Origin of the sequence: Siminovitchia terrae (genome assembly GCF_003605405.2) — a bacterium.
GTDB classification, from domain to species: Bacteria; Bacillota; Bacilli; order Bacillales; family Bacillaceae_C; genus Siminovitchia; species Siminovitchia terrae.
Window position 1 is genome coordinate 253231 of the sequence record NZ_QYTW02000003.1, and the last position, 25039, is coordinate 278269.

23 protein-coding genes and 1 other annotated feature are annotated in these 25039 nt (G+C 42.8%); of the genes, 1 reads left to right on the forward strand and 22 read right to left on the reverse strand.

Annotation, left to right across the window (positions count from 1 at the left end; all coding sequences use genetic code 11):
* Positions 1-97 precede the first annotated feature (97 nt).
* Complete coding sequence (locus tag D5F11_RS05575) at positions 98-1831, forward strand: Rqc2 family fibronectin-binding protein (RefSeq protein WP_120115219.1); 1734 nt, start codon at positions 98-100, stop codon at positions 1829-1831.
* 222 nt (positions 1832-2053) lie between these two features.
* Here the strand turns inward: D5F11_RS05575 and pyrE are convergent, their stop codons facing one another.
* The 22 genes from pyrE to ftsA all read right to left on the reverse strand — a co-directional run bounded on the left by pyrE (position 2054) and on the right by ftsA (position 24958).
* On the reverse strand, positions 2054-2677 hold the full coding sequence (pyrE, locus tag D5F11_RS05580; protein ID WP_120115220.1) for an orotate phosphoribosyltransferase: 624 nt from the start codon (positions 2675-2677) through the stop codon (positions 2054-2056).
* Positions 2678-2681: 4 nt separating this feature from the next.
* Positions 2682-3395 carry an orotidine-5'-phosphate decarboxylase gene (pyrF, locus tag D5F11_RS05585; RefSeq protein WP_120115221.1) on the reverse strand — a complete coding sequence of 238 codons (714 nt, stop codon included), beginning with the start codon at positions 3393-3395 and terminating at the stop codon, positions 2682-2684.
* Positions 3395-6595, reverse strand: a complete 3201-nt coding sequence (carB, locus tag D5F11_RS05590; RefSeq protein ID WP_120115222.1) for a carbamoyl-phosphate synthase large subunit — start codon at positions 6593-6595, stop codon at positions 3395-3397. Before carB ends, pyrF begins: the two co-directional genes overlap by 1 nt.
* Positions 6579-7679, reverse strand: a complete 1101-nt coding sequence (locus tag D5F11_RS05595; RefSeq protein WP_120115223.1) for a carbamoyl phosphate synthase small subunit — start codon at positions 7677-7679, stop codon at positions 6579-6581. The genes carB and D5F11_RS05595 overlap by 17 nt, the downstream gene beginning before the upstream one ends.
* Entirely contained in the window at positions 7679-8965 is a 1287-nt protein-coding gene (locus D5F11_RS05600) for a dihydroorotase (RefSeq protein WP_120115224.1), read from the reverse strand. Before D5F11_RS05600 ends, D5F11_RS05595 begins: the two co-directional genes overlap by 1 nt.
* Before the next feature lie 15 nt (positions 8966-8980).
* On the reverse strand, positions 8981-9865 hold the full coding sequence (locus D5F11_RS05605) for an aspartate carbamoyltransferase catalytic subunit (protein ID WP_120115225.1): 885 nt from the start codon (positions 9863-9865) through the stop codon (positions 8981-8983).
* 153 nt (positions 9866-10018) lie between these two features.
* On the reverse strand, positions 10019-10564 hold the full coding sequence (gene pyrR / locus D5F11_RS05610; protein WP_120115320.1) for a bifunctional pyr operon transcriptional regulator/uracil phosphoribosyltransferase PyrR: 546 nt from the start codon (positions 10562-10564) through the stop codon (positions 10019-10021).
* Between the two features lie 178 nt (positions 10565-10742).
* Entirely contained in the window at positions 10743-11654 is a 912-nt protein-coding gene (locus tag D5F11_RS05615) for an RluA family pseudouridine synthase (protein WP_120115226.1), read from the reverse strand.
* The gene (gene lspA / locus D5F11_RS05620; protein ID WP_120115227.1) at positions 11641-12117 is read right to left on the reverse strand and encodes a signal peptidase II; all 477 of its coding nucleotides are present in this window, start codon (positions 12115-12117) and stop codon (positions 11641-11643) included. The genes D5F11_RS05615 and lspA overlap by 14 nt, the downstream gene beginning before the upstream one ends.
* A gap of 372 nt (positions 12118-12489) precedes the next feature.
* On the reverse strand, positions 12490-15249 hold the full coding sequence (gene ileS, locus D5F11_RS05625) for an isoleucine--tRNA ligase (protein WP_120115228.1): 2760 nt from the start codon (positions 15247-15249) through the stop codon (positions 12490-12492).
* Positions 15250-15309: 60 nt separating this feature from the next.
* Positions 15310-15542, reverse strand: a binding site (T-box leader).
* A gap of 61 nt (positions 15543-15603) precedes the next feature.
* The gene (locus D5F11_RS05630) at positions 15604-16119 is read right to left on the reverse strand and encodes a DivIVA domain-containing protein (RefSeq protein ID WP_120115229.1); all 516 of its coding nucleotides are present in this window, start codon (positions 16117-16119) and stop codon (positions 15604-15606) included.
* 87 nt (positions 16120-16206) lie between these two features.
* Positions 16207-16983 (reverse strand): YlmH family RNA-binding protein, encoded by a 777-nt coding sequence (locus D5F11_RS05635; protein ID WP_120115230.1) that lies wholly within the window; start codon positions 16981-16983, stop codon positions 16207-16209.
* Between the two features lie 353 nt (positions 16984-17336).
* Complete coding sequence (locus D5F11_RS05640) at positions 17337-17600, reverse strand: YggT family protein (protein WP_120115231.1); 264 nt, start codon at positions 17598-17600, stop codon at positions 17337-17339.
* 5 nt (positions 17601-17605) lie between these two features.
* Complete coding sequence (locus D5F11_RS05645) at positions 17606-18049, reverse strand: cell division protein SepF (protein WP_120115232.1); 444 nt, start codon at positions 18047-18049, stop codon at positions 17606-17608.
* A gap of 17 nt (positions 18050-18066) precedes the next feature.
* Positions 18067-18741 (reverse strand): YggS family pyridoxal phosphate-dependent enzyme, encoded by a 675-nt coding sequence (locus D5F11_RS05650; protein ID WP_120115233.1) that lies wholly within the window; start codon positions 18739-18741, stop codon positions 18067-18069.
* 92 nt (positions 18742-18833) lie between these two features.
* Positions 18834-19109, reverse strand: coding sequence for a YlmC/YmxH family sporulation protein (locus D5F11_RS05655; protein ID WP_120115234.1), 276 nt, complete (start codon positions 19107-19109; stop codon positions 18834-18836).
* 149 nt (positions 19110-19258) lie between these two features.
* The gene (gene sigG, locus D5F11_RS05660; RefSeq protein WP_120115235.1) at positions 19259-20041 is read right to left on the reverse strand and encodes an RNA polymerase sporulation sigma factor SigG; all 783 of its coding nucleotides are present in this window, start codon (positions 20039-20041) and stop codon (positions 19259-19261) included.
* A 71-nt stretch (positions 20042-20112) separates the two neighbouring features.
* Positions 20113-20295: a hypothetical protein gene (locus tag D5F11_RS05665; RefSeq protein ID WP_126646508.1), complete on the reverse strand. Its 183-nt coding sequence runs from the start codon at positions 20293-20295 to the stop codon at positions 20113-20115.
* A gap of 70 nt (positions 20296-20365) precedes the next feature.
* Entirely contained in the window at positions 20366-21085 is a 720-nt protein-coding gene (sigE, locus tag D5F11_RS05670) for an RNA polymerase sporulation sigma factor SigE (RefSeq protein ID WP_120115236.1), read from the reverse strand.
* Positions 21086-21312: 227 nt separating this feature from the next.
* The gene (spoIIGA, locus tag D5F11_RS05675) at positions 21313-22239 is read right to left on the reverse strand and encodes a sigma-E processing peptidase SpoIIGA (RefSeq protein WP_120115237.1); all 927 of its coding nucleotides are present in this window, start codon (positions 22237-22239) and stop codon (positions 21313-21315) included.
* A 252-nt stretch (positions 22240-22491) separates the two neighbouring features.
* The gene (gene ftsZ, locus D5F11_RS05680; protein ID WP_120115238.1) at positions 22492-23628 is read right to left on the reverse strand and encodes a cell division protein FtsZ; all 1137 of its coding nucleotides are present in this window, start codon (positions 23626-23628) and stop codon (positions 22492-22494) included.
* A 37-nt stretch (positions 23629-23665) separates the two neighbouring features.
* The gene (ftsA, locus tag D5F11_RS05685) at positions 23666-24958 is read right to left on the reverse strand and encodes a cell division protein FtsA (RefSeq protein WP_120115239.1); all 1293 of its coding nucleotides are present in this window, start codon (positions 24956-24958) and stop codon (positions 23666-23668) included.
* Positions 24959-25039 lie beyond the last annotated feature (81 nt).

Below are 25039 nucleotides of genomic sequence, written 5' to 3' on the forward strand. Positions count from 1 at the left end.
GAAGTACGGACTAGACGAATCCTAATTCAGCATGAGGAAGAGGAAGTCCACCGCTTAAAAATAGCGTACTATCATTTTAAAGTAGAGGATGTTTTCAATGGCTTTTGATGGACTCTTTACCAGAGCTATGACAAATGAACTTTCTAATAGATTGATGGGCGGCAGAATCAATAAAATTCAGCAGCCATATAAAAATGAAGTGATGATAACTGTCCGGGCGAAAGGGAGAAATCATAAACTTCTTCTTTCCGCACATCCCAGTTATTCTAGGGTTCAGCTGACTCAGGAACCATCTTCCAGCCTATCCGAACCCCCAATGTTCTGCATGATGATGAGAAAACACCTGGATCGCGCGATTGTTCAAAACATTTATCAAGCTGATCTTGACAGAATCATCATATTCGAATTGAAAGGAAAAGATGAGCTTGGAGATGAATCCATCAAGCTTTTAATCACAGAGATTATGGGAAGGCACAGTAATATTATTCTTGTGGATAAGACAAATAATAAAATCATCGACAGCATCAAGCATATCCCTGCTTCCGTAAACAGCTATCGGACCGTTTTGCCTGGTGGCACCTATATTTATCCGCCCGCACAGAATAAATTGAATCCATTGGAGGCGGATACGGATGATATTTTAAGGAGTATCGATTTTAACAGCGGGAAAATTGACCGGCAGATAGTTCAACATTTCGCAGGAATTTCTCCTCTTCTTGCCAAAGAAATCACCTTCCGTTCCGGCATTACAAATCGAAGCACCTTACCTCCCGTTTTCATTGAAGTCATGGAACAACTGAAATCACAACAATATAGTTGTTCTATAATGACTAATAAAGACAAAAGTGCTTTTTACTTGCTTCCGCTCACGCACATGAATGCAGAAGTCAAATCTTTTTCAACTTTAAGCGACATGCTTGATAGCTATTATTTTGGCAAGGCTCAGAGGGACCGGGTCAAACAGCAGGCGATGGACCTGGAGAGATTGATGAAGAATGAGAAAGAAAAAAACGAAAAGAAAACCATCAAACTTGAGGCAACGCTGGAAAAAGCGGAACAAGCGGATGAGTACCAACTATTGGGTGAACTTTTAACTGCAAATATGCATTTGGTCAAAAGAGGGATGAAGAACATATCCGTCGTAAATTATTACAGCCCTGAACAGGAAATGATCAACATCACGCTCGATCCAAGAAAGGGGCCGTCAGAAAATGCACAAAGTTATTTCTCAAAATACCAAAAGGCAAAAAATGCCATTGGTGTAGTCAAACAACAGATTCAGCAGGCTAAGGAAGAAATCACTTATTTTGATGGACTGCTGCAGCAATTATCCTCTGCATCAGTAGAAGATATCGATGAAATTCGGGATGAGCTGACTGAAGGAGGCTACATTAGACGTCGGCAAAACAGAGCAAGAAAAAAGCCGTCAGGTAAGCCTTCTATTGATAAATACGAAGCAAGTGACAAAACCGAAATCCTAGTCGGAAAAAATAATACTCAAAATGATTTTTTGACAAACAAATTGGCACGAAGGGACGAAATCTGGCTCCATACAAAAGATATACCGGGATCACATGTCGTGATCCGTAGCACCGAGCCGGATGATGCCACGATTCTGGAAGCAGCCATGCTCGCCGCATACTTTAGCAAAGCAAGGGATTCTTCCTCTGTACCCGTTGATTACACGAAAATCCGCCATGTTAGAAAACCGAATGGCTCAAAACCGGGATTTGTTATTTATGAAGAACAAAAAACGGTGTTTGTCACACCAAATGAAGATTTGGTCAGGTCCATGAAGGTTGATCAGAAAAAGCAAAGCGCGAAGCCTTGATGGCAAACACAAGACGGGTTGTCTGGGAGGCAACTTTTCAGCTATCACAGTAATTTGGCCGACTCAAAGTGCCACGTCTTGTGGCGTCGTCGGTACTAGGATTTTTTGTCCTTCAGAGCTAGACATATCACATCATCAATCTGTATAGAAGATATTGGTCCTCATTCCTTACCTTTAACAATCAGAAAAAGGCTGCCTTGTCAGACAGCCTTTTTCCATGAACTATTTTCCCCAGTCTTCGGGATTTTCGCGCCAACTGCGCAATGTTGCAAGATCTTCTTCTTTAATCAGGTCATTTTCGAAGGCTGTTTCAATCAAGTCCGAATAGCCCGTTAGCGAAAAGGCTTTGATGCCTTCTTCATCGATAGATGTCTTCGCTTTGTCCAGCTCATAAGAAAAGATGCTGACAACTCCCAAAACATCACAGCCTGCCTCTTTAAGTGCCTTGACAGCAACGATTGAGCTTCCTCCAGTTGAAATTAGGTCTTCAACCACAACAACTTTCTGCCCTTTCGAAGCTTTTCCTTCTATCTGATTGCCTTTTCCATGAGATTTGGCTTTTGATCTTACATAGCACATGGGTAGCTCAAGAATATCACTTATCCATGCTGCATGCGGAATGCCTGCAGTAGCGGTCCCCGCAATCAGCTCCGCTTCAGGAAAATTAGTTTTAATCAGCTCCGTTAGGCCTTCGGCGATTTTCCTTCTGACATCTGGATAAGACATCGTTAATCGATTATCGCAATAAATGGGCGCCTTCATCCCAGACGACCAAGTGAACGGATCGTTCGGCTGTAAAAAGACAGCTTTTATATCAAGTAAATGTTTAGCGATTGATTGGCTCATCACTTTACCTCTCCCATTCTGTCAACACTTTTTTATAGGATAAAACCGAATCGCCCGCTTGTGTAACTGGACGACCGATTACGATCATCGATGATCCCATTTCGCGAGCATCCGAAGGGGTCACGATTCGCTTTTGATCATCGCTTTTGCTCCCCGTCATCCGAATCCCTGGAGTCACTCTCAAAAAGTCTCCTCCTGCTTCCTTTGCAATGGAGGCTGCTTCAAAAGCAGAGCAAACAACCCCGTCGAGGCCAGATTCCTTGGCAAGCAATGCATAATGGAGGACGGATTCATCGATTGAGCGGTCTATCAATTGCTCTCGCTGCATTTGTTCTTCGCTTGTGCTCGTCAACTGTGTGACAGCGATCAAAGCAGGGCGGGTTTGCCCCGCCTTTGTCCCTTCTTCCAACCCGGAAAGAGCTGCTTTCATCATTTCTGTTCCACCAGCTGCATGGACATTGACCATATCGATCGAAAGTCCAGCAAGAACTTTCATTGACCGATGAACCGTATTGGGAATATCATGAAGTTTCAAGTCAAGAAAAATCCAATGTCCTTTTTCTTTCAAAGATTTGAGCAGATTTGCTCCCTCTTGATAATAGAGCTCCATCCCAACTTTCACAAATAACTGTTCTCCGTCAAATCTGTTCAAAAAATTCCATGCTTTTTCACTATCCGGAAAATCAAGTGCTATAATCGGCAAATTTTTTTCTGGCATTATTGAGCCGCCTTTTTCCCAGACGGCATTGCTTCAGCGGAAAGGACCATTGATTCAAGGACGTCGAGGATGGCTTTTGCTGTATCCAACGATGTTAAACACGGTATACCATTTTCAACGGATTCCCTTCTGATACGGAAACCGTCTCTGCGTGGCTGCTTTCCTCTTGTAAGTGTATTGATGACAAGTTGTGCATCACCCTGTCTGATCGTATCAAGCAGATTATGTCCGGACGCCCCAATTTTATCGACCGTTTGAACCTTAATACCTGAATCAGTAATAGCTTTCGCTGTACCGCTTGTAGCCATAATCTGGTAACCAATGGCAGAGAACCGCTCAGCGAGCTTCACCGCTTCGTCCTTGTCTTTATCCGCCACTGTGATCAATACAGTACCATGTGTCTTGATTTCTATTCCGGAAGCTACTAATCCTTTATACAGTGCTTTTTCCATCGTACTGTCTTTCCCCATGACTTCCCCAGTGGATTTCATTTCAGGTCCCAGAGTGATATCTACCCTTCTCAGCTTGGCGAATGAGAAGACCGGCACCTTGACATAAACTCCGCTCATTTCCTGGCTTAGTCCGGTTTCATAGCCAAGTTCAGGCAGTTTCTTGCCCAAAATAACTTTCGTAGCAAGATTTGCCATTGGAATCCCTGTGATTTTGCTTAAAAATGGCACTGTCCTGCTTGAACGCGGATTTACTTCGATGACATACAATTCATTATTTGAAATGACATATTGGATGTTCAACAATCCGATAATCTCAAGACCTCTAGCAAGGCGGATAGTAGCATCTTCAATCTTCTTGATCATTTCCGCACTGATATTTTGCGGCGGGTAAACTGCTATTGAATCCCCAGAGTGAACGCCCGCTCGTTCAATATGCTCCATGATGCCTGGAATCAACACATTTTCCCCATCGGAAATCGCATCGACCTCTATTTCTTTTCCAGTCAAATAACGGTCTACAAGCACCGGGTGTTCAGGATTAATTTTCACTGCATTTTCCATGTAATGAAGGAGTTCTTTTTCTTCATATACAATTTCCATCGCTCTTCCCCCAAGGACGTAGGAAGGGCGGACCAATACTGGGTAGCCGATATTCGTAGCAATTTTTACAGCTTCGTCTACTGAAAAAGCTGTCTTCCCTTTTGGCTGCGGAATATTCAATTCGGATAGAGCCTGCTCAAATTGTTCTCTGTCTTCGGCTCTGTCAAGACTTTCAAGAGAAGTCCCAAGAATATTGACGCCGCGTTCGGAAAGGCCTGATGCCAGATTGATTGCTGTTTGTCCGCCAAATTGGACAACGACACCGAGTGGTTGCTCCAAATCAATGATATGCATGACATCTTCGAGCGTAAGCGGCTCGAAATACAGCTTGTCTGAAATACTGAAGTCTGTCGAGACTGTTTCAGGGTTATTGTTGATGATAATCGCTTCATATCCCGCCTGCTGAATTGCCCATACACTGTGTACCGTTGCATAGTCAAACTCAATTCCCTGTCCAATGCGGATAGGCCCGGATCCTAGTACAATAACACTTTGTTTGCTGGTACGTTCTGATTCATTTTCCTCTTCATAAGTTCCGTAAAAGTACGGAGTTTCGGATTCGAATTCCGCAGCACACGTATCTACTTTTTTATACACTGGCACTAGCTCATTGTTTTTGCGCCATTCATAAATTTCTTTCTCATTGCTTTCCCACAATTTTGCAAGAGTGATATCCGCAAAGCCCATTTTTTTCGCTTGAACTGCCAATTCAGCATTAAACGGTTCTTTTATCAACCTATTTTCAAGCTCAATGATTTTATTTAATTTGTGTAGGAAAAATAGATCGATCTTACTCCAATCATGGATAGTCTGTATTGAAATTCCTCTTCGTAACGCTTCTGCCACAATGAAAAGCCGTTCGTCAGTAGCATTTTCAATTTCGGACTGCAATTCGGACTCTTCCATCGTTTTAGCTTCTTCATTTTCTAAATGATACAAGCTGATTTCGAGGGAACGTACCGCTTTTAACAACGATTCTTCGAAGCTGCGGCCAATCGCCATGATTTCGCCTGTCGCTTTCATTTGGGTTCCAAGACTTCTGTTCGCAGATTCAAATTTATCAAAAGGCCATCTTGGAATTTTAGTGACAATGTAATCAATGACAGGTTCAAAGCAGGCATAAGTTTTTTCTGTCACAGGGTTCATAAGTTCGTCCAATGTATATCCAGCGGCTATTTTTGCAGCCAATTTCGCAATCGGAAATCCTGTTGCCTTGGAAGCAAGCGCAGATGAACGGCTGACACGCGGGTTCACTTCGATGATATAGTATTGGAAACTCTCTGGGTCAAGAGCAAGCTGGACATTACATCCGCCCTCTATCCCAAGGGCACGGATCAATTTCAAAGAAGTGTTTCTCAGCAGCTGAATTTCCCTGTCGCTCAATGTTTGGCAAGGAGCCACTACGATGGAGTCACCGGTATGAACACCAACCGGATCCACATTTTCCATGTTGCATACGACAATCGCATTGTCATTTGAGTCTCTCATTACTTCAAATTCTATCTCTTTGTATCCAGCGATGCTTTTTTCAATCAAGCATTGGTTGACAGGGCTATTTTTTAAACCGTTGGACACAACGGACTCAAATTCCTCGCTGTTGTTACAAATACCCCCACCTGTTCCGCCAAGTGTATACGCAGGTCGAACAATGACAGGAAATCCAATTTCTGCTACGAAATCTGTCGCTTCTTCCAGCGTGTGTACGATCGCACTTTCAGGCACCGGTTCATTCAATTCATTCATCAAGCTTCTGAATTGATCCCTGTCCTCCGCCTGTTCAATGGCTGAAAGCTTTGTACCAAGTATTTCGACATTGCATTCTTCAAGGACTCCTGCTTTAGCCAACTGCATAGCAATGTTCAATCCGGTCTGTCCGCCAAGTGTTGGCAGAATAGCATCTGGCCGTTCTTTTCTGATAATGCGGCTTACAAATTCAAGTGTCAGCGGTTCGATATAGACAGCATCTGCAATCTCGGAATCTGTCATAATTGTCGCGGGATTTGAATTTATTAGGATGACCCTGTAGCCTTCTTCTTTCAGAGCTAGGCAAGCCTGGGTGCCAGCATAGTCGAATTCAGCAGCCTGTCCAATTATGATAGGGCCTGACCCCACTACTAAAATACTATTGATATCAGTTCTTTTCGGCATGGTCATCCGCCTTTCTTTTATTTTCATCCATTAATCTCAGAAATTGATCAAATAAATACTTAGCATCTTCTGAGCCTGACGCGCCTTCCGGTTCAAATTGTACGGAGAAGGCTAAATGATTTTGATGGGACAAACCCTCGATGGACCCTTCGTTCAATTCCATATGTGTGATGGTCAGATTATTTCCATCCACCGATTGTTTATCGACTTCATATCCATGGTTTTGGGAAGTGAAAACTACTTTTCCCGTTTCAAGATCCTTTACTGGATAACTTCCACCTCGATGGCCGACAAACATCTTCTTCGTTTTGCAGCCATTCGCGAGGGCAAATAATTGATGGCCTAGTCCAATTCCAAATAAAGGAACTTTCCCCTGAATTTCACGAATCGTCTCAATTGCTTCGGGAACATTTTCTGGACTTCCAGGACCATTAGACAAGATCACACCGTCCGGCTGCAAGGAAAGAATTTCTTCTGCGGATGTTTGGTAAGGAACAACCGTTACATCGCACCCCCGCTTAGTAAGCTCGCGCAAAAGTCCATGCTTCAAACCGAGATCGATGACGATGACACTGTTTCCCCGTCCCGGTGCCGGGAATGGTTTTACAGTTGACACCTGCTTGACCTGATCAGGCAAACTTTCGACAGCGTGCAGGCGGGAAAGATGCGTTTCAATACTTTCTCCAAATCCGCATATGACTCCCTTCATCGTTCCTTTCGATCTGATAATCCTAATCAATTTTCTAGTGTCAATACCAGTGATACCTGGGATATCCTTTGCTTGTAGAAATTCACCAAAAGAGATGTTGCTGCGCCAGTTTGACGGGTAGTCTGCGGCCTCCTTAACAACAACTCCTTTAATGACTGGCTGGATGCTTTCAAAATCGTCACGGTTGATTCCATAGTTTCCAATTTGCGGAAAACCGAAAACGATGATCTGACCATAATTCGACGGATCCGAAATGATTTCCTGGTAACCAGTCATACTTGTGTTAAAAATGATTTCACCAGTTGTCTCCTTTTCACTACCGATTGCTTCACCTATAAAAACTGTACCATCTTCTAGAATGAGCTGGCGTTTCATCAATTGTCACGTCCTTCCGACCATTTGATCTCTCCATTGACAAAGGTGGCTGCAGGCCATCCTTTGCATGTCCATCCGCTAAACGGAGTATTTCTTCCTTTAGATAAAAACTTGCTTGGATCTATTTTCTGCTCTTTTTCCAAGTCGATCAGGGTAATATCTGCAGGCCTTCCTACATTTAAAGTTCCAGAATCCAATTTAAATGTGTTAGAAGGAGCGACTGTCATCCAGTCAACCAATTGTTTCAATGTGAAATGGCCTTTTTCAACAAAGTGCGTATAAAGAAGTGGGAAGGCTGTTTCAAGGCCGACGATTCCAAAAGGAGCCTCCGTCACTTTCTTTGCTTTATCCTCTGCTGTATGCGGGGCGTGATCCGTTGCTATGAAATCGATGGTTCCGTCAAGCAATCCTTCAATCAAAGCTTCACGGTCTGCCTTTGCTCGAAGGGGTGGATTCATTTTAAAATTCGTGTCATTGGCATCTGTGATATCTTCATCACATAAAATCAGATGATGCGGGCTGACTTCCGCTGTGACTTTAATACCTGCTCTTTTCGCATCCCTTACTGTCCGAACAGACTCTTTTGTACTAATGTGGCAGACATGGTAATGACAGTTTGCCGCTTCTGCGAGCAGCACATCCCGTGCAATATGGACAGACTCGCAAATGGACGGAATTCCTGGAACTCCCGATTTTCTTGAAAACTCTCCTTCATGAAGGGCACCGCCATAAATAAGCGAATTATCTTCACAGTGTGCGACAACCGCCATATCAAGGTTTGCTGCTTGCTGCATAGCTTCATACATTTTTGCTGCAGTCTGTACACCGTAACCGTCATCCGTAAAAGCGAATGCACCGGCTTCCTTCAGAGCTTTAAAGTCAACAAGTTCCTCTCCCTGCTGGCCAACGGAGATGGCTGCATAAGGCAGAACTTTCACTTTGCCTGTTTCTTCGATGCGGTTCACCAGCCATTCCATCTGTTCGGCATTATCAGGGACCGGTCTCGTATTCGGCATAGGCGCCACAGTAGTGAATCCTCCTCTAGCAGCAGCCATCGTTCCTGTTTCTATCGTTTCTCTTGTTTCACCACCCGGTTCACGAAGATGAATATGCAAATCCACTAAACCAGGTGTGACAAGAAGCCCCGCTGCATCATACTCTTGCTCTCCATTGTTTTTGAGATGACTGCCAACTTCAGCAATAAGGCCATCTTTCACTCTTATATCCATCTCTTTCAATTCACCATTATCTCGCAGCATCTTTCCATTTTTAATCAGCCAATTCATGCGGGATTCCTCCTTTTATTTATCGAGAATGTTTCTTAAAACTGCCATTCTTGCGTATACACCATTTTCCATTTGCTTAAAAATCCTTGATTTGCCGCTTTCTACAAGACTGTCTGCTATTTCAACGCCTCTGTTTACAGGTCCAGGATGCATGATAATGCTTCCCGGCTTCATTCTTTCTTCCCTTTTTGGCGTTAAACCGTATCTTTCATGATATTGCTCAGCACTCAGATCCATCATTGTATCGTGTCTTTCATGTTGGATTCTCAAAAGCATAAGTACATCCGAAAACTCAATCGCTTCATCAATATCCACGTAATTTTCGGCATTTCCAGCGTCACCTACAAACCATTCAGCCGGCCCCGAGTAAAAAACCTCAGCTCCCAACGCAGTTAAAGCTTCTGTGTTGGACCGCGCAACCCTACTATGACTCAAGTCGCCCACAATTGTCACTTTCAAGCCTTCAAACTTTCCAAATTCCTGCTTGATTGTCAATAGGTCGAGTAATGACTGCGTCGGATGCTGGCCGCATCCATCTCCCCCGTTGACAATTTTCATTTGAAATTTTCCTGCAAGTGATTCATAGTAAGCATCCTGCTTATGGCGGATAACAGCAAGATCTACACCAATCGATTCAAGTGTTTTCAGTGTATCCTCAAGCGTCTCCCCTTTTAAAATGCTTGAGGATCCTGTTTCAAAAGGGATGACATCAATGCCCAATTTGCGTTCAGCTATTTCGAAGCTTGTTTTTGTTCTAGTGCTCGGTTCAAAAAACAGGTTAACAGCGAAGGTTTGTTTTGCGGGGGTCCAATTTTCTCCCTTTGCAAACGATTCGGCTGTATGCAATATTTCATGTATTTCCTCAGTGGATAAGTCCTTCATGGTAAAAAGATTGTTCATGACAGCTCACCATTCTTCCTAAAATTGTCAAAAAGAAAACCCTCTATGCCTTTTTGCCGGAAAAGAGGGTTTGCAAAACAAAGCCTGGCATCGTCTGCCAGCTTCACATTGAAGCCCCCTTTGCCAGTCTCACAGGACTGAATTAAAAGGGTATTATTCACTTTCATAAATTCCTACCTGGTCATGCTCATCTGTTTCCATAAGTTCAACAACAATTCTCTCAAGACTTGAAGTAGGAATGTTTTTCCCAATAAAATCTGCCCTTATCGGCAGTTCTCGATGGCCTCTGTCAACCAAGACAGCAAGCTGAATTTGGGAAGGGCGCCCGATATCGACCAAAGCATCCATGGCGGCTCTTACTGTTCTGCCTGTATACAAAACATCATCCACCAATATGACTTTTTTATTATTGATGTTGACGGGAAGGCTCGATCCCTTAACCTCCGGTTCTGCGCTTTCCGTTTTAAAAGTCAAATCATCCCTGTACAGCGTGATATCCAATTCACCGACAGGTATATCCTCGCCTTCAATGCGTTTAACCCGATCGGCTAATCTCTGCGCGAGATAAATTCCTCGTGTTTTGATTCCCACTAGCACACAGTTTTCAATCCCTTTGTTCCGTTCAATAATCTCATGAGCAATTCTTGTCAATGCCCGATGTATTGCTTTCTCATCAAGAACAATCGCTTTTGGATCCACCGTTTTCACCTCATTTTCATGAAAAAAGCCCTCCCGCGGCTGGGCAGGAGGGCAGAAACGATGACCATAGAACAAGTTGCACTTTAATGCAGCTTTGCCGTACCTTCCCGGCCTCACGGGACCGATTTAAAGGTTCAATATTCAACTATTATCAATATAGACTTCTTCTCAAAGGTTGTCAATGATTTTGTCGTAGTCTATGTAACAATTCGGTGAAATAATCCGGCAGCGATGCGTTGAATTCCATGTACTCTCCCGTTCGCGGATGCTGAAATCCGAGTATTCCTGCATGCAAAACCTGTCCATCAGTGGAAAGGGTATTGCGCGGACCATACTTTGGATCTCCAACGAGCGGATGCCCAATATACTTCATATGGACCCTGATTTGATGAGTCCTTCCGGTTTCTAGGACACATTCCACAAATGTATAAGGTTCAAGCCGCTCCAATACAGTAAAGTGGGTGACTGCCGATTTTCCTTTATCGCTCACGGCCATACTTTGGCGTTCAACCGGATCTCGGCCAATCGGGGCATCTATTGTTCCATGGTCATGGGGAATCACTCCATGAACGATGGCAAAATATTTCCGCGTTACTGTTTTATCCACAAGCTGCTGAACAAGCTTTTCATGGGAAATATCATTTTTTGCTACCATTAAAAGACCTGACGTATCTTTGTCAATCCGGTGGACGATTCCGGGTCTCAGTACCCCATTGATACCCGATAAATCCTTGCAATGAGCCATCAGCCCGTTCACTAACGTCCCTGAAAAGTGTCCCGGTGCCGGGTGAACAACCATTCCTCTTGGTTTATTGACAACGAGCACATCCTGGTCTTCATAATAAATATCAAGCTCCATTTCCTCCGGCTCTACATCAAGAGGCTCTGGCTCCGGTACCTCTATGACAATGAGATCATTAGGGCTGCATTTATAATTCGCTTTGATTGATTCGCCATTTACAGTGATATGTCCATCTTTTATCCATTGCTGGACTTGAGAACGTGACCAGCTTTCGTCAATACCAGCAACCAGTCTATCAATCCGCTCCCCACTCTCTTCTTCCCTTATCTGGTAATCAATTTTTTCCATGTGCATTCACCTTTTCCTTCCGTTCTTCTTTAAACACTTGGATAAAAAGGAGGATAACACCAATCGTTAGGGCTGAGTCGGCAATATTGAAAATTGGAAAATTATATCCAAAAATATAGGTATCCAAAAAATCAACCACTTCTTTTCTAAACAACCGATCAATGAAATTGCCGACAGCGCCTCCCAAAATAAACGCCAGACTTACTTGAAACAACGGCTTGCCTTTAGCTTGCGTCTGCATATAATAGATAATTCCTGCGGCAACGACGAGCGTAATAATATAAAACAGCCACATTTGGCCTTCCAGCATTCCCCAGGCTGCCCCTTTATTTCGATGGGAGGTGAGGTGAAAAAAATTGTCGATAATCTTAATACTCTCTCCGATTTCCATATTTCGGACAACTGTCCATTTCGTAATCTGATCCAACACTAGGACAAACAATGCAATCAAGTAATATCTCACGCGTAAACCCCCGAATCGTAAAAGTCGTTCTTTTGAATTTTAGCATAAAGCTCAAAGGAATTGTATTAAGAACAGTAGAAAGCGCGCAGCCTTAAGCAATAAACACTTCAGATAAGGGAGCTTTTTGGTCTCATGATCCAGTATCTGAATAATGGCATTTGAATTTATTTCATGCCGCTTTGCTATGATGTTCTGCAGGCTTTCTCGTATAGCTCGCTTAAGGAGCATATTTTTTTAAAGTAAGCTGCCCTTTCGACTGATTTTACAGCAACAGTTCTCCGATGCGTAGCAATCAGACCTCTATCATTCAAACAATGTTACACTTTCAATGAAATGAGATAAGCCCTCCGCTTTGGAGGGCCCAGTTCTTACTTATTTAAGTTGTTCAACAACAGATGCGCAACGCGGGCAAATCGTAGGATGCTCCTCTACTTTTCCCACTTCAGGCGTTACGACCCAGCAGCGTTCACATGTTTCGCCATCGGCTTTTTCAACAACAACGGCCGCTTTATCAAGTTTCAAAGCTTGCTCCGGCGCTTCGTCATATGCTCCGGCCACTTCGAAACCAGAAACGATAAACAGCTGTTTCAAGCTTTCAGATATACTGTTGAGCAAACTTTTCACATCTTCATTGACATATAATTTTACTTTTGCAGTCAATGATTTGCCAATCACTTTTTCATTCCTTGCTTCTTCCAATGCTTTTAAAACATCGTCTCTGACGAGAAGGAACTCTTTCCATTTCTTCTCAAGTTCTGAACTATTCTCAAACTCTTTCACTTCCGGCATATCAGTAAGCTGCGCACTCTCTTCCTGAACTCCCGGAATATGTGACCAAACTTCGTCCGCCGTATGAGGTAAAATTGGCGTTAATAGTTTTGCCAAAGAAACGACACAATTGTACATGACCGTCTGCATTGCTCTTCGTTCAAAGTTGTTTTCCGCTTCAATGTAAAGAACGTCTTTTGCAAAATCCATATAGAACGAACTCAAATCAACTGTACAGAAATTATTGACAGCATGGTAGATATCAGCGAACTCAAATTCGTTATACGCGTTAAGGGATTCTTTGACCAAATTGTTTAATCTGATCAACATAAATTGGTCCACTTCCCGAAGTTTTTCAAACGGAACTGTATTTTCTTCCGGATTAAAATCAGCCAGGTTGCCAAGCAAAAAGCGGAATGTGTTTCTGATTTTGCGATACACTTCACTGACCTGCTTTAAAATGGCATCTGAAATTCTTACATCTGATTGATAATCAACAGACGATACCCATAGACGAAGAATTTCCGCTCCATACTGGTTTGTCACCTTGGCGGGAACAATGACATTACCAAGAGACTTACTCATTTTATAGCCCTCGCCGTCAAGAACAAATCCATGGCTCAAGACACCTTTATAAGGAGCTTTTCCTGTAACGGCCACAGCAGTTGTCAATGAAGAGTTAAACCAACCGCGGTATTGGTCCGAACCTTCTAAATATAGATCTGCTGGGCGTTGTAAATCATCTCTTTCCATTAACACTCCCTGATGTGAGGAACCGGAATCAAACCAAACGTCCATGATATCCGTTTCTTTTGTAAAGACCCCATTCGGGCTTCCTGAATGAGAGAATCCTTCTGGCAATAACTCAGAGGCTTCTTTCTCAAACCAAATGTTTGATCCATGCTTACGGAAAAGCTCTGATACATGAGAAATCGTTTCATCCGTAATAATCGCTTCACCATTTTCAGCATAAAATACTGGAATCGGCACTCCCCATACCCTTTGGCGGGAGATACACCAGTCTCCACGGTCTCTGACCATATTATAAAGCCTTGTTTCTCCCCACTCAGGAACCCATGCAACTTCATTGATTGACTCTAGGAGCTCCGCTCTAAAATCTTTGATGGATGCGAACCATTGAGGTGTAGCTCGAAAAATAACCGGTTTTTTAGTCCGCCAGTCATGCGGATAGGAGTGAGTGATAAAATCAAGCTTCAATAAAGCGCCCACTTCTTCTAGTTTTTCGGTAATCGGCTTGTTGGCTGCATCATAAAACAGCCCTCCAAATCCCGGAGCTTCTTCTGTCATATAGCCTTTGTCATCAACAGGGCTTAAAGCATCCAGGCCATATTTTCGACCAACATGGAAGTCATCTTCACCATGCCCTGGTGCAGTATGGACGCACCCAGTACCGGAGTCCATTGAGACATGCTCTCCAAGAATGACAAGTGAATCTCTGTCATAAAACGGATGCTTGGCAACTACATACTCAAGTTCCGCTCCCTTCAATGTTTTAACAACCTTGGCATTCGGCCAATCGAATACTTCCTTCAAGTTTGAAACGAGCCCTTCTGCAGCTATATATTTCTTTCCGTCCTGTTCAATTACTGCATAGGTTATGTCAGGATGAACAGCAATAGCCAGGTTAGCAGGGATTGTCCAAGGAGTGGTTGTCCAAATGATGATATTGGTTTGATCTTCTACGGCACCTTTTCCGTCTGTTATTGTGAAGGACACATAGATGGAAGGTGATCGTTTATCCTTATATTCGATTTCCGCCTCAGCAAGAGCTGATTCACTGGAAGGTGACCAGTACACAGGCTTCTTTCCTTTATAAATATAGCCTTTTTTAGCCATCTCTCCGAACACTTTGATTTGTTCCGCTTCATACTCGGGCTTTAAAGTAATATATGGATTTTCCCAATCCCCTCTAATTCCAAGACGTTTGAATTCAGTTCTCTGATTGTCAATTTGTTCATAAGCATATTGTGCACATTTCTCTCTGAATTCTGCCACCGACATTTCCTTGCGGTTGACTCCTTTTTTAGTAAGCGCATGTTCAATCGGAAGTCCATGTGTATCCCAACCGGGAACATATGGGGCGCAAAATCCCGCCATTGATTTGTAACGGACGATAAAGTCCTTCAATGTTTTATTAAGAGCATGGCCCATATGAAGATCACCGTTTGCATATGGCGGTCCATCGTGCAATACGTAAAGCGGCCTTCCTTTCGTTCGCTCTTGAACTTTTTGATAGATCTTTTCTTCTTCCCATTTCCCCTGCATTTCCGGCTCTCTTTTCGGCAAATTTCCACGCATTGGAAAGTCCGTTTTCGGCATGAGCAGCGTATCTTTATAATCCAAATCAGTATCCTCCTTGTATTAAAACATATTGTCCAAAAAACAAAATCCTTCCCGCCCCACAAAAGGGACGAGAAGGATTTTTTCCCGCGGTACCACCCAAATAGACAATTACACAGTGTAATCGCCCGCTCATAAATCCGTATCGTGGATGAATCGCTCTCTTCTACTTGCTAGGCTTTCGAATCAAGTACTCAAGGGTGATTTTCCAAATCCCTTCCATTACTAGGCTCTCACCATCCCCAGCTCGCTTTCAACAGAAAATGAGATTGTACTCTCCCTCTCATCGTTTAACAGATATAAATAATTTTATTACATTATATGAGAATCGCAAATGCAGAGTCAAGTTTCGAGTTTTTACTCTAATTCTTCGACTTCTTCCAGAGAATTCAATTCTGTTGCATCCAGTTCAAATCCCATGAGCTGGTCCCAATCGTCATTATTAATCAAGTCAAGCTGGGCTTCAATCAGCATTCTAAACCGCGTGCGGAATACCTTCGACTGCTTCTTTAATTCTTCGATTTCAAGCGCAATTCTGCGTGCCTTGGATAACGATTCATTGACGATCCGGTCGGCGTTTTTCTCCGCTTCTCTGATGATAAGTTTCGCTTCCTTCATTGCGTTGCCCTTGACTTCCTCCGCAGCTTCCTGAGCTACCACAATTGATTTATTGAGCGTTTCCTCAATGGTGCTGAAGTGCCCAAGCCTCTCATTCATCGCGGCAATTTTCTCTTCAAGTTCCTCTTTTTCTCTAAGGACTAGCTCATAATCTTTTATGACCTGCTCAAGGAATTCATTGACTTCATCTTCATCATATCCCCGGAACCCTTTGCTGAATTCCTTATTATGTATATCGACCGGTGTTAACGGCATCTTGCCACCTCCATTACTATATAAGTCTATTCTTCATATTATACTCGAATTTCGTCTAAAGTTGGCGGGTTTCTTTATTATTTAATATTATTTTAATAATCCTATTTTCAACCGTGATTTGCTTTTCTTAGTATAGCCGAGCAGCTCGATGATTTTGCATCTGCCAAGCCTGCGTGCTGAAATCAGGTCTCCCTCCATACATTCAGCAGCAGGATTTTCAACTGTTTTCCAATTTAATTTAACAAGCTTTTGTGCAATCAAAGCTTGAGACTTTTGTCTGGATAAATTGAAGGCTGCAGAAATGATTGCATCAAGTCTCAATGATGCTGCCGATATTTCCAGCTCTCTCCATTGTTCTGGCTCTTGGATCGCTTCTTCAAACGGAATCCTTCGAAGATGGACTGATGCGCGCCCTATTTCTCTCAATTCCGTCATTAAAAATGATTCAATCTCTTCGTTTGAAAAAAATTGAATTCGATCTTCATTTACCAGAATATCCCCGAACTTGTCCCTCCTTACTCCCAAGGACATTAAAGAACCTAAAACCATCGGGTGTTCAAGCTTCATAAATTTCCGAGGATATTCTATTTCGTATAGACCAACAAGAAAATCCTTTTCTTCAGGCTGAAAATATTCCGGATACAATAGGGCCCTTTTTCGCTCGCTTTGTGCCCTTCCTCCAAAAAAGCCACACCGGACATCTACTCCATCTCCAATGATGGACTGCAAAATAAACTGTTGGCGAGGATCCAGAAAGTCGGTCAACTTGGGTGCATATGTATTTTCAACTTGTTCTTTCCAATCCAGGACCGTATCAATGAATTGTTTTTCTTCAGGCCTGAAATGCTGATAGATTGATGACATTTGGATACAACTCCTATAGCAAAACAACGGGGAAGCGCTTCTTAATCTGCATCAATCTAGACAAGCTCTGAAGAAGGTGTCGTTTGCCTGCGTTGGCTTAAATCCTTGCAATGGCCTCGGCGCCACATACTGTGGCTTCGGTTGGCATTAGGACCTCCTATACGTCGTCAGACTCAAATAACGACTCCCTGTTACTTCACTTACACTAGTCTTCCTGTACGTCAGCGGCACTAGACTATTCTACCCGTCGGTGCCAGACCTAACATCATTTTGTTAAATAATATTTATCAATCTGAGCTAGCCTTTATCCTTCTTAGGCGATAAAAAAAGGAAAGCTGTACAGCTATCCTCTTTTAGCTTACCCATCTGGAGATTTCCCACAGACCCGCTGTAGCCAGTTTAAGGACTAAAAACGCAACAATCGGGGAAATATCAATCATTCCAAGCGGAGGGACAATTCTTCGGAAAGGTTCCAAATAAGGTTCACATATCCTTCCTAGAAGTTGGCCTATCGATGATTCCCTGGCATTTGGAAACCAGGACATCAAAATATAAATAATCAATGCCCAAGAATACAGGCTTATCAGTTGTACTATAATCGCTATTACAAAATTCATACCGTTTATGACCACCTCGGATCTTCATAATTCTCATTATCAAACATTTCGGTAATGTTCCCGGATACTTCCACATTATCCGGGGTGCAAAGGAAAATATCCCTGCCGACTCTTTGGATATCCCCGCCTATCGCATAAACCGTACCGCTTAAGAAATCTACAATTCTCACTGCCTGGTCATGCTGGATCCGCTGTAGGTTGACTACAACTGCACGGCGATTGCCAAGATGATCGGCAACTTCCTGTGCTTCTGCATACACTCTCGGTTCAATCAGGACAACCTTTGAAGCTTGCTGTACACTTTGAAGGCTGACAACATTTTGTTTTCGGTTGGCTGCTGTCTTCATCGGTTCTTTTTCTGCTTGAGGTTCAACTTCATTTTTTTCTTCTTCATATTCATATTCATCTTCTAATAGGAAAAAATTTTTGAACTTTGATTTAATGCCCATTTTTGGCCTCCTCAGCATCATTCTCCGACAAGGGCAGAACCTATTCGTACGAATGTTGCCCCTTCTTCAATGGCTATTTTAAAGTCATTTGACATCCCCATCGATAACTCATGACATGGCGCATGCTTTAATCCCATCCCTTCAACTTCCTCTTTAAGGCTTCTTAAACGGCGGAAGCATGTCCGCAATACTTCTTCGTCATCCGTATGCGGGGCCATAGTCATCAAGCCGACGACCTCTATATTTTCATAAGCCTCAAGCTGTCGTATAAATTCTACTGTATCCTCAGGCTGGAGGCCATGTTTGGATTCCTCACCCGAAACATTGATCTGAATAAAGCATTTGATCTTTTTGCTGGCACGTTTATTAATTTCTTTTGCCAAAGACAAGCGATCGAGTGAATGGATATACTCCACTTTATCAATTATATTTCTAACTTTACGAGATTGAAGGGTTCCAATAAAATGCCATAAGGGCCTGTCCTTCAATACCTCCCACTTACTCAATAAACCTTCGGCACGGTTTTCTCCAAGATTCTGTATGCCGGCTTCCAAAGCTTCGGCAGCTCTTTCAACCGATACATATTTCGTAACCGCCACGATATGAACATCTTCCGGATTACGGCTTGACCGTTCGCATGCTTCTGCTATCTGACCTTGAATAAAAGCTAAATTTTCTTTTACATCTTTCACGTTGATTACTCCTATTGTATCTTCTTGTTTATCCTAAGAAAAGACATTTTCTTAAGTGTACCACAAAAATATGCGAACGGCACCCGAATTATCTAGTCTTTTGGTGTTCCAAGCTGCTGCTGTGTATATTGGGACCCGCTGTACCTGACCAGAATGACATCCTCTCCGATTTTAATAATTTGGTTCCATGGGATGACCACTTCATCCTCTTTTCCGAAAAAACCCAATAACTTTCCTGCAGCGCTTATAACAATTGACTCTATCCTACCTGTATCCAAGTTTATCTCAATATCACTTATATTCCCCAGCTTTCTCCCATCTGAAATATTAACAACGTCTTTTATTTGGAACTCCGAAATTCTCACCATACTCATCCCCCGCTTCCGTCATTCATTTAGACAGGAGCACACTCCTTCTTAATCCATTATATGCTGTTAGTCCCGCCATTCATGATATAGAAAAGAGCAGGGGTCAGACCCCCTTTACTGTAGTAAAGGGGGTCTGACCCCTAAAAACTTTATTGAATATTAATATTCTTATTCATTTGTTTGATGGCAGCTTTTTCGAGACGGGACACCTGCGCTTGTGAAATCCCAATCTCCTCCGCCACTTCCATCTGTGTTTTACCTTGAAAAAAGCGCTTTCGAATGATCATTTTTTCCCTATCATTGAGCCGCTGCAGCCCGTCATGTAAAGCAATTTCCTCGATCCACTGACTGTCACGGCTCCTCTCATCACTCAATTGATCCATGACGAATATCGGATCGCCGCCGTCATTATAAATCGGCTCAAATAATGATACAGGGTCCTGGATAGCGTCCAGCGCAAAAACAACTTCTTCATGCGGTATTTCCAATTCCCTCGCAATTTCTGCCGCTGTGGGTTCTTTGGAGGTTTTTGCCATGAGGCGTTCCCTTACATGGAGTGCTTTATAAGCGATATCGCGCAATGACCGTGAAACACGGATGGGATTGTTATCCCGCAAATAACGGCGGATTTCTCCTATAATCATCGGGACGGCATAGGTGGAAAACCGGACATTCTGGCTTAGATCAAAGTTGTCGATTGATTTCATCAAACCGATGCAGCCGACCTGGAACAAGTCGTCCACATATTCTCCCCTGTTGTTAAACCGCTGAATAACACTTAATACCAGGCGGAGATTCCCATTGATCAGTTTCTCTCGTGCTGTCAAATCTCCCTCCTGCATTTGCTTTAAAAGTTCCCGCATTTCCACATTTTTAAGGACAGGTAGCTTTGAAGTATCCACACCGCATATTTCTACTTTATTTCGCTTCACTTATTTCCCTCCTAGCAGGAGCTGCTAGAAATAAGTATCTCCGCAGAAGGAAAATATATGCATAGCTAAACTCATGGAAATATGAAAAAAAGCATGCCGATCCGATCAAATGCGCCTTGGCGTATTTGCGCCCAGATTTTATCGAGCCCCGCTCGATAAACTTCCTCTGAAAATCTGTAGCATCCGCCGGAGGCTTTAACTTTATTCAGCCGGGGTATGAATCTCCACTGAATGGAATGCCAATATGCATTCATCTCACCATTTACAGAAGTGGGAGACTTCTGCTGAATGAAGTTAAACTGTCCAGATATTAAACAAATCGAATTATATCATTTTGTTAAATTCCTTTCGAAGCCGTTTGATGATCCTTTTTTCAAGTCTCGATATATAAGACTGTGAAATACCTAAAATTTCAGCCACATCTTTCTGCGTCTTCTCTTCCTCTCCAGCCAGGCCAAATCGTAATTCCATAATTTGTTTTTCACGTTGAGTAAGTTTTTGAAGGGCAGTCAGCAAAAGCTTCTTGTCGACATGAGCCTCTATATCCCTTGTAATAATATCATTATCAGTCCCCAAAACGTCTGATAAAAGCAGTTCGTTCCCATCCCAGTCAATATTTAATGGCTCATCAAAGGATACTTCAGACCTGATTTTATTATTTCGTCTCAAATACATTAATATTTCATTCTCAATGCATCTTGATGCGTATGTAGCAAGCTTTATTTTCTTTTCCGGGTTGAATGTGTTGACCGCTTTGATCAGACCGATTGTACCAATGCTTATTAAATCTTCAATATTAATACCCGTATTTTCAAATTTTCTCGCAATATACACTACCAGTCTGAGATTTCTTTCAATCAACATGGATCTCGCCGTCTTGTCTCCATTTGGGAGCTTCTTAAGCAAGATCGCTTCCTCTTCCCGAGAAAGAGGCGGAGGTAACGCTTCACTCCCTCCTATATAATAAATTTCATCAGATTTCCATCCCAGTTTCTTAAGCACCTTATACCAATAATAGGTAAGATGCAGGCGAATTCTTTTCACTCAATCTCCTCCTCTCAATCAAATGCGCCTTGGCGTATTTGCGCCCAGATTTTATCGAGCTTAAGCTCGATAAATTTCCTCTGAAAATCTGTGGCATCCGCCGGAGGCTTTAACTTTATTCAGTCGGGGTTTGAACCCCCGCTGAATGGAATACCAACATGCATTCATCTCACCACTTACAGAAGCGGGAGACTTCTGCTGAATGAAGTTAAATTTGAAACATGTATCTAAGAGGCTGTTTGCACAACAGCCTGTTCCACTATTGCGGGGTGAACAATGCATTGGAAGCGGCCGTCACTGGATAATTCTTGGTCTGTAAAAATAATCAGGGCCTTCTGGGCTGCCTTCCGTTCGTCCTCCATTTGAAGATATATAGCTTCAGGCTTGAATGCGCAAAGCAATTGATTATTCGTTCCAAGTGTTTTTGCAGGAATCAGCCTCATTCTTTCACTCCAAGCTTCTGGAATTTTATCAGCCAGTTCGATAGGATTGTTGTTCTTGTCTGCCAACAGTAGAATCTCTGCCGGCAATTGATTCTTTAAATTTGATACCGCAGCAATCATTACAGGAGTTTTGGAAATAGGGTCATACAATTGATTTCCGCTATCAATCAGTCCTTTCACCTGTAGATTGAGTCCATTGATTTGAATGGTAACATCTACAAGGACATCGTATTCAATAGAAGATATGGTTAAGTCCTCAACTCTCTTCTTCGAAAAATGCCAAGCGATCGGAAACACCGCTGCCACAAACAGCCAACTGACTGGATCTCCGAATCCCCGGATGCTTTCCAATGATACTGCTGTGCTAATCTTAAAATTGTAGGTGACAAAATAATGAGTGCCAAGTAAAATTCCGCCCATAAGAAATGTTGAAAAATAAAATGTCAGCAAACAGGAAAGAAAGGATTTGACTCTCTTAAATCCAAATACTGTCAATATCATACAAATAGATGTACCCATTTTGATGACTGGATGGCTTGCAGCAGCGGCCAATGGGGTAATAGCGAACAGGATCAAGCCTGAGCCCATCAACCCACCCACCAGGACTCTCCATGTCTTCACCTGTCTCTTTAAAAAGATTGCTGTAATCCAAAGTAGCAAGCTGTCTACAAGGAAATTCAAAAACCAAATGACATCCATGTAAATGATCATGATTTTTAAAAGGCCCCCCTCCAAAGAGGCTAAGAATTTCAGAATACCTTGCTATTTCTATTAATGATTAGTATAACGGACGCCAAAAATGGAATGTGTCACTTCCTGTATGTGAATTTATAGAAGTTTTCACAATTTACATCGAAGAATGACTAATGAGGGAGAGAAACTGGTAGGAGTAAGTTTATGATCGACCCAGCGAGGCAGAAACAACAAAAAACCAGGTGATTTACCTGGTTTCTTGTTACGTCATTATCTTCTTCTATTTCTATTTCTAAGAAAAGTCGGGATATCAAGTGTATCTTCAAGAGGCTGCTGTTGGGTGGCTCTTGCTGGCTCCTGTACCTCTTCCCTTTTCTGGTCACGGTTCGGAACCTGATTTTGCTGTTGTCTCTTTTGCCCAAACATTGGGCTCTGTTGCTTATTTTGTGGTTTCGTATCGTTGAACCCGGTTGCTATAACCGTTACAACAATTTCTTCTTTCAAATTGTCATTTATAACAGAGCCAAAAATCATATTTACTTCTTGATCGGAGGCTGATGCCACAACATCAGCCGCTTCCTGGACTTCAAAAAGACTTAAATTGGCTCCCCCAGAGATATTCATTAAAACACCTTGTGCACCGTCAATGGAGGTTTCCAAAAGTGGGGAAGAAATAGCTTTTTTGGCTGCTTCCACCGCACGATTTTCACCGGTTGCAACCCCTATCCCCATTAAGGCAGACCCTTTATTGGTCATGATTGTTTTGACATCCGCAAAATCAAGGTTGATCAAACCAGGAACAGCAATCAACTCGGAAATCCCCTGAACACCTTGCCGCAATACATTGTCTGCTTCTCTAAATGCTTCCAGCATCGGAGTACTCTTATCAACAATTTCTAAAAGTCTGTCGTTAGGAATAACGATCAAGGTATCGACAGACTCTTTCATTGCGTCTATTCCGCCGCCCGCCTGGGTTGCACGTTTCCGCCCTTCAAAAGTAAATGGCCTTGTGACAATTCCGACCGTCAAAGCACCCAAATCTTTTGCAATTTGAGCAATTACAGGCGCTGCACCTGTTCCGGTACCTCCGCCCATTCCAGCCGTGACAAAGACCATGTCAGCCCCTTTAAGAGCCTCCTCAATTTGTTCTTTGCTTTCTTCAGCAGCTTTTTTGCCGACCTCAGGGTTGGCACCTGCTCCCAAACCTCTTGTCAATTTCGCACCAATTTGCATTTTTATTTCAGCTTTAGATAAGTTTAAAGCCTGGGCATCGGTATTTACAGCAATAAATTCAACACCTTGCACTTCATGTTCAATCATACGGTTAACAGCATTGTTTCCCCCACCGCCAACTCCGATTACCTTTATAGTTGCCAAAGAATCAATATTCGTATCGAAATCCAACATGACATGTCCTCCTGTTCGTTTTATTCAATCGGCTGGCTTATTCAAAAAAGTAGCCAAAAAACTTTTTAACTTTAGTCGATATTTTCTTTTCCGGGTCTTTTTCGGACTTTTGCCTTTCGGATTGATGTGGATCTGCAGCTGCGCCGTGATCAGGTTCAGTTGTTACTTGAACCGGAGAGGCACTTACACTTCTTCCTTGCAATCTCGCATTCTGATAGGAATATTTGATCAATCCTACTGCAGTTGTATACTGAGGCTCACGGACACCGATATAATCCGGAATAGCAACCCTGACCCTGCTTTGGAAAATCATCTGTGCCAGTTCGACAACACCCGGCATATTCGCTGAGCCGCCAGTCAATACGAAACCTCCCGGAAGATCAGTGACACCCACTTCATTCAATTCATCTTGAACTAACTCAAAAATTTCTTCCATTCTGGCCTCAATGATATCCGAAAGCTCTAATTGGTTAAATTGCTGATGCTGGTCACTTCCAATTATAGGAACACTGAAAACTTCTTCTTCCGATGCATGATCATAAAATGCATGTCCATATGTAACTTTGATTTTCTCCGCATCTTCTGTAGCTGTCCTAAGACCAATAGACAGGTCTTTAGTGATATGTTCCCCGCCTACTGGGATGACACTGACATTTTTGATGCTTCCGTTTTCAAATACAGAAAGCGTTGTTGAACCGCCTCCCATATCAATTAAGGCAGTGCCAAGCTGCTGTTCGTCCTTTGATAAAGCTGCAGCAGCCGCTGCAAGCGGCTGTAGTACGATATCTGTAATATTCAAACCCGCCCGCTCAACACACCGAAGCGTATTATGTAAAATCGTTTTGGCCCCGGTAATGATGGTACCTTCCATTTCAAGACGGACACCAATCATTCCACGTGGGTCCGTGATTTCATCCAATCCATCTACAATAAATTGCCGTGGAATCACATTGATGATCTCTCTTTCCGGCGGGATGGAAATGACTTGGGCTGCATCCATTACTCTTGCGACATCATCATTTGTTATTTCTCTATTTTGACTAGATACGGCTACCACTCCATGGCAAGGCTGTAAAGCGACATGGTTGCCCGCAATCCCGACAATCACATCATTGATTTTCATTCCAATCATTCTTTCTGCCTGTTCAACCGCACTCTTAATCGAATGAACCGTTTCATCTATATCAACAATAGACCCTTTCCGAATTCCTTTGGCACTAATATTTCCAACTCCAATTACATTTAAGGAATCGCTGCCCATGGAACCGATGATCACCTTCACTGTGGATGTTCCTATATCGAGACTGACATACATCTCGTTATTATTCATTCCGCGGCACCTCCTTCAACTCTATCTTTATCTTCAGCTTGATATATGGAAATTTCATAAATAACCATCCTTGACACGGTA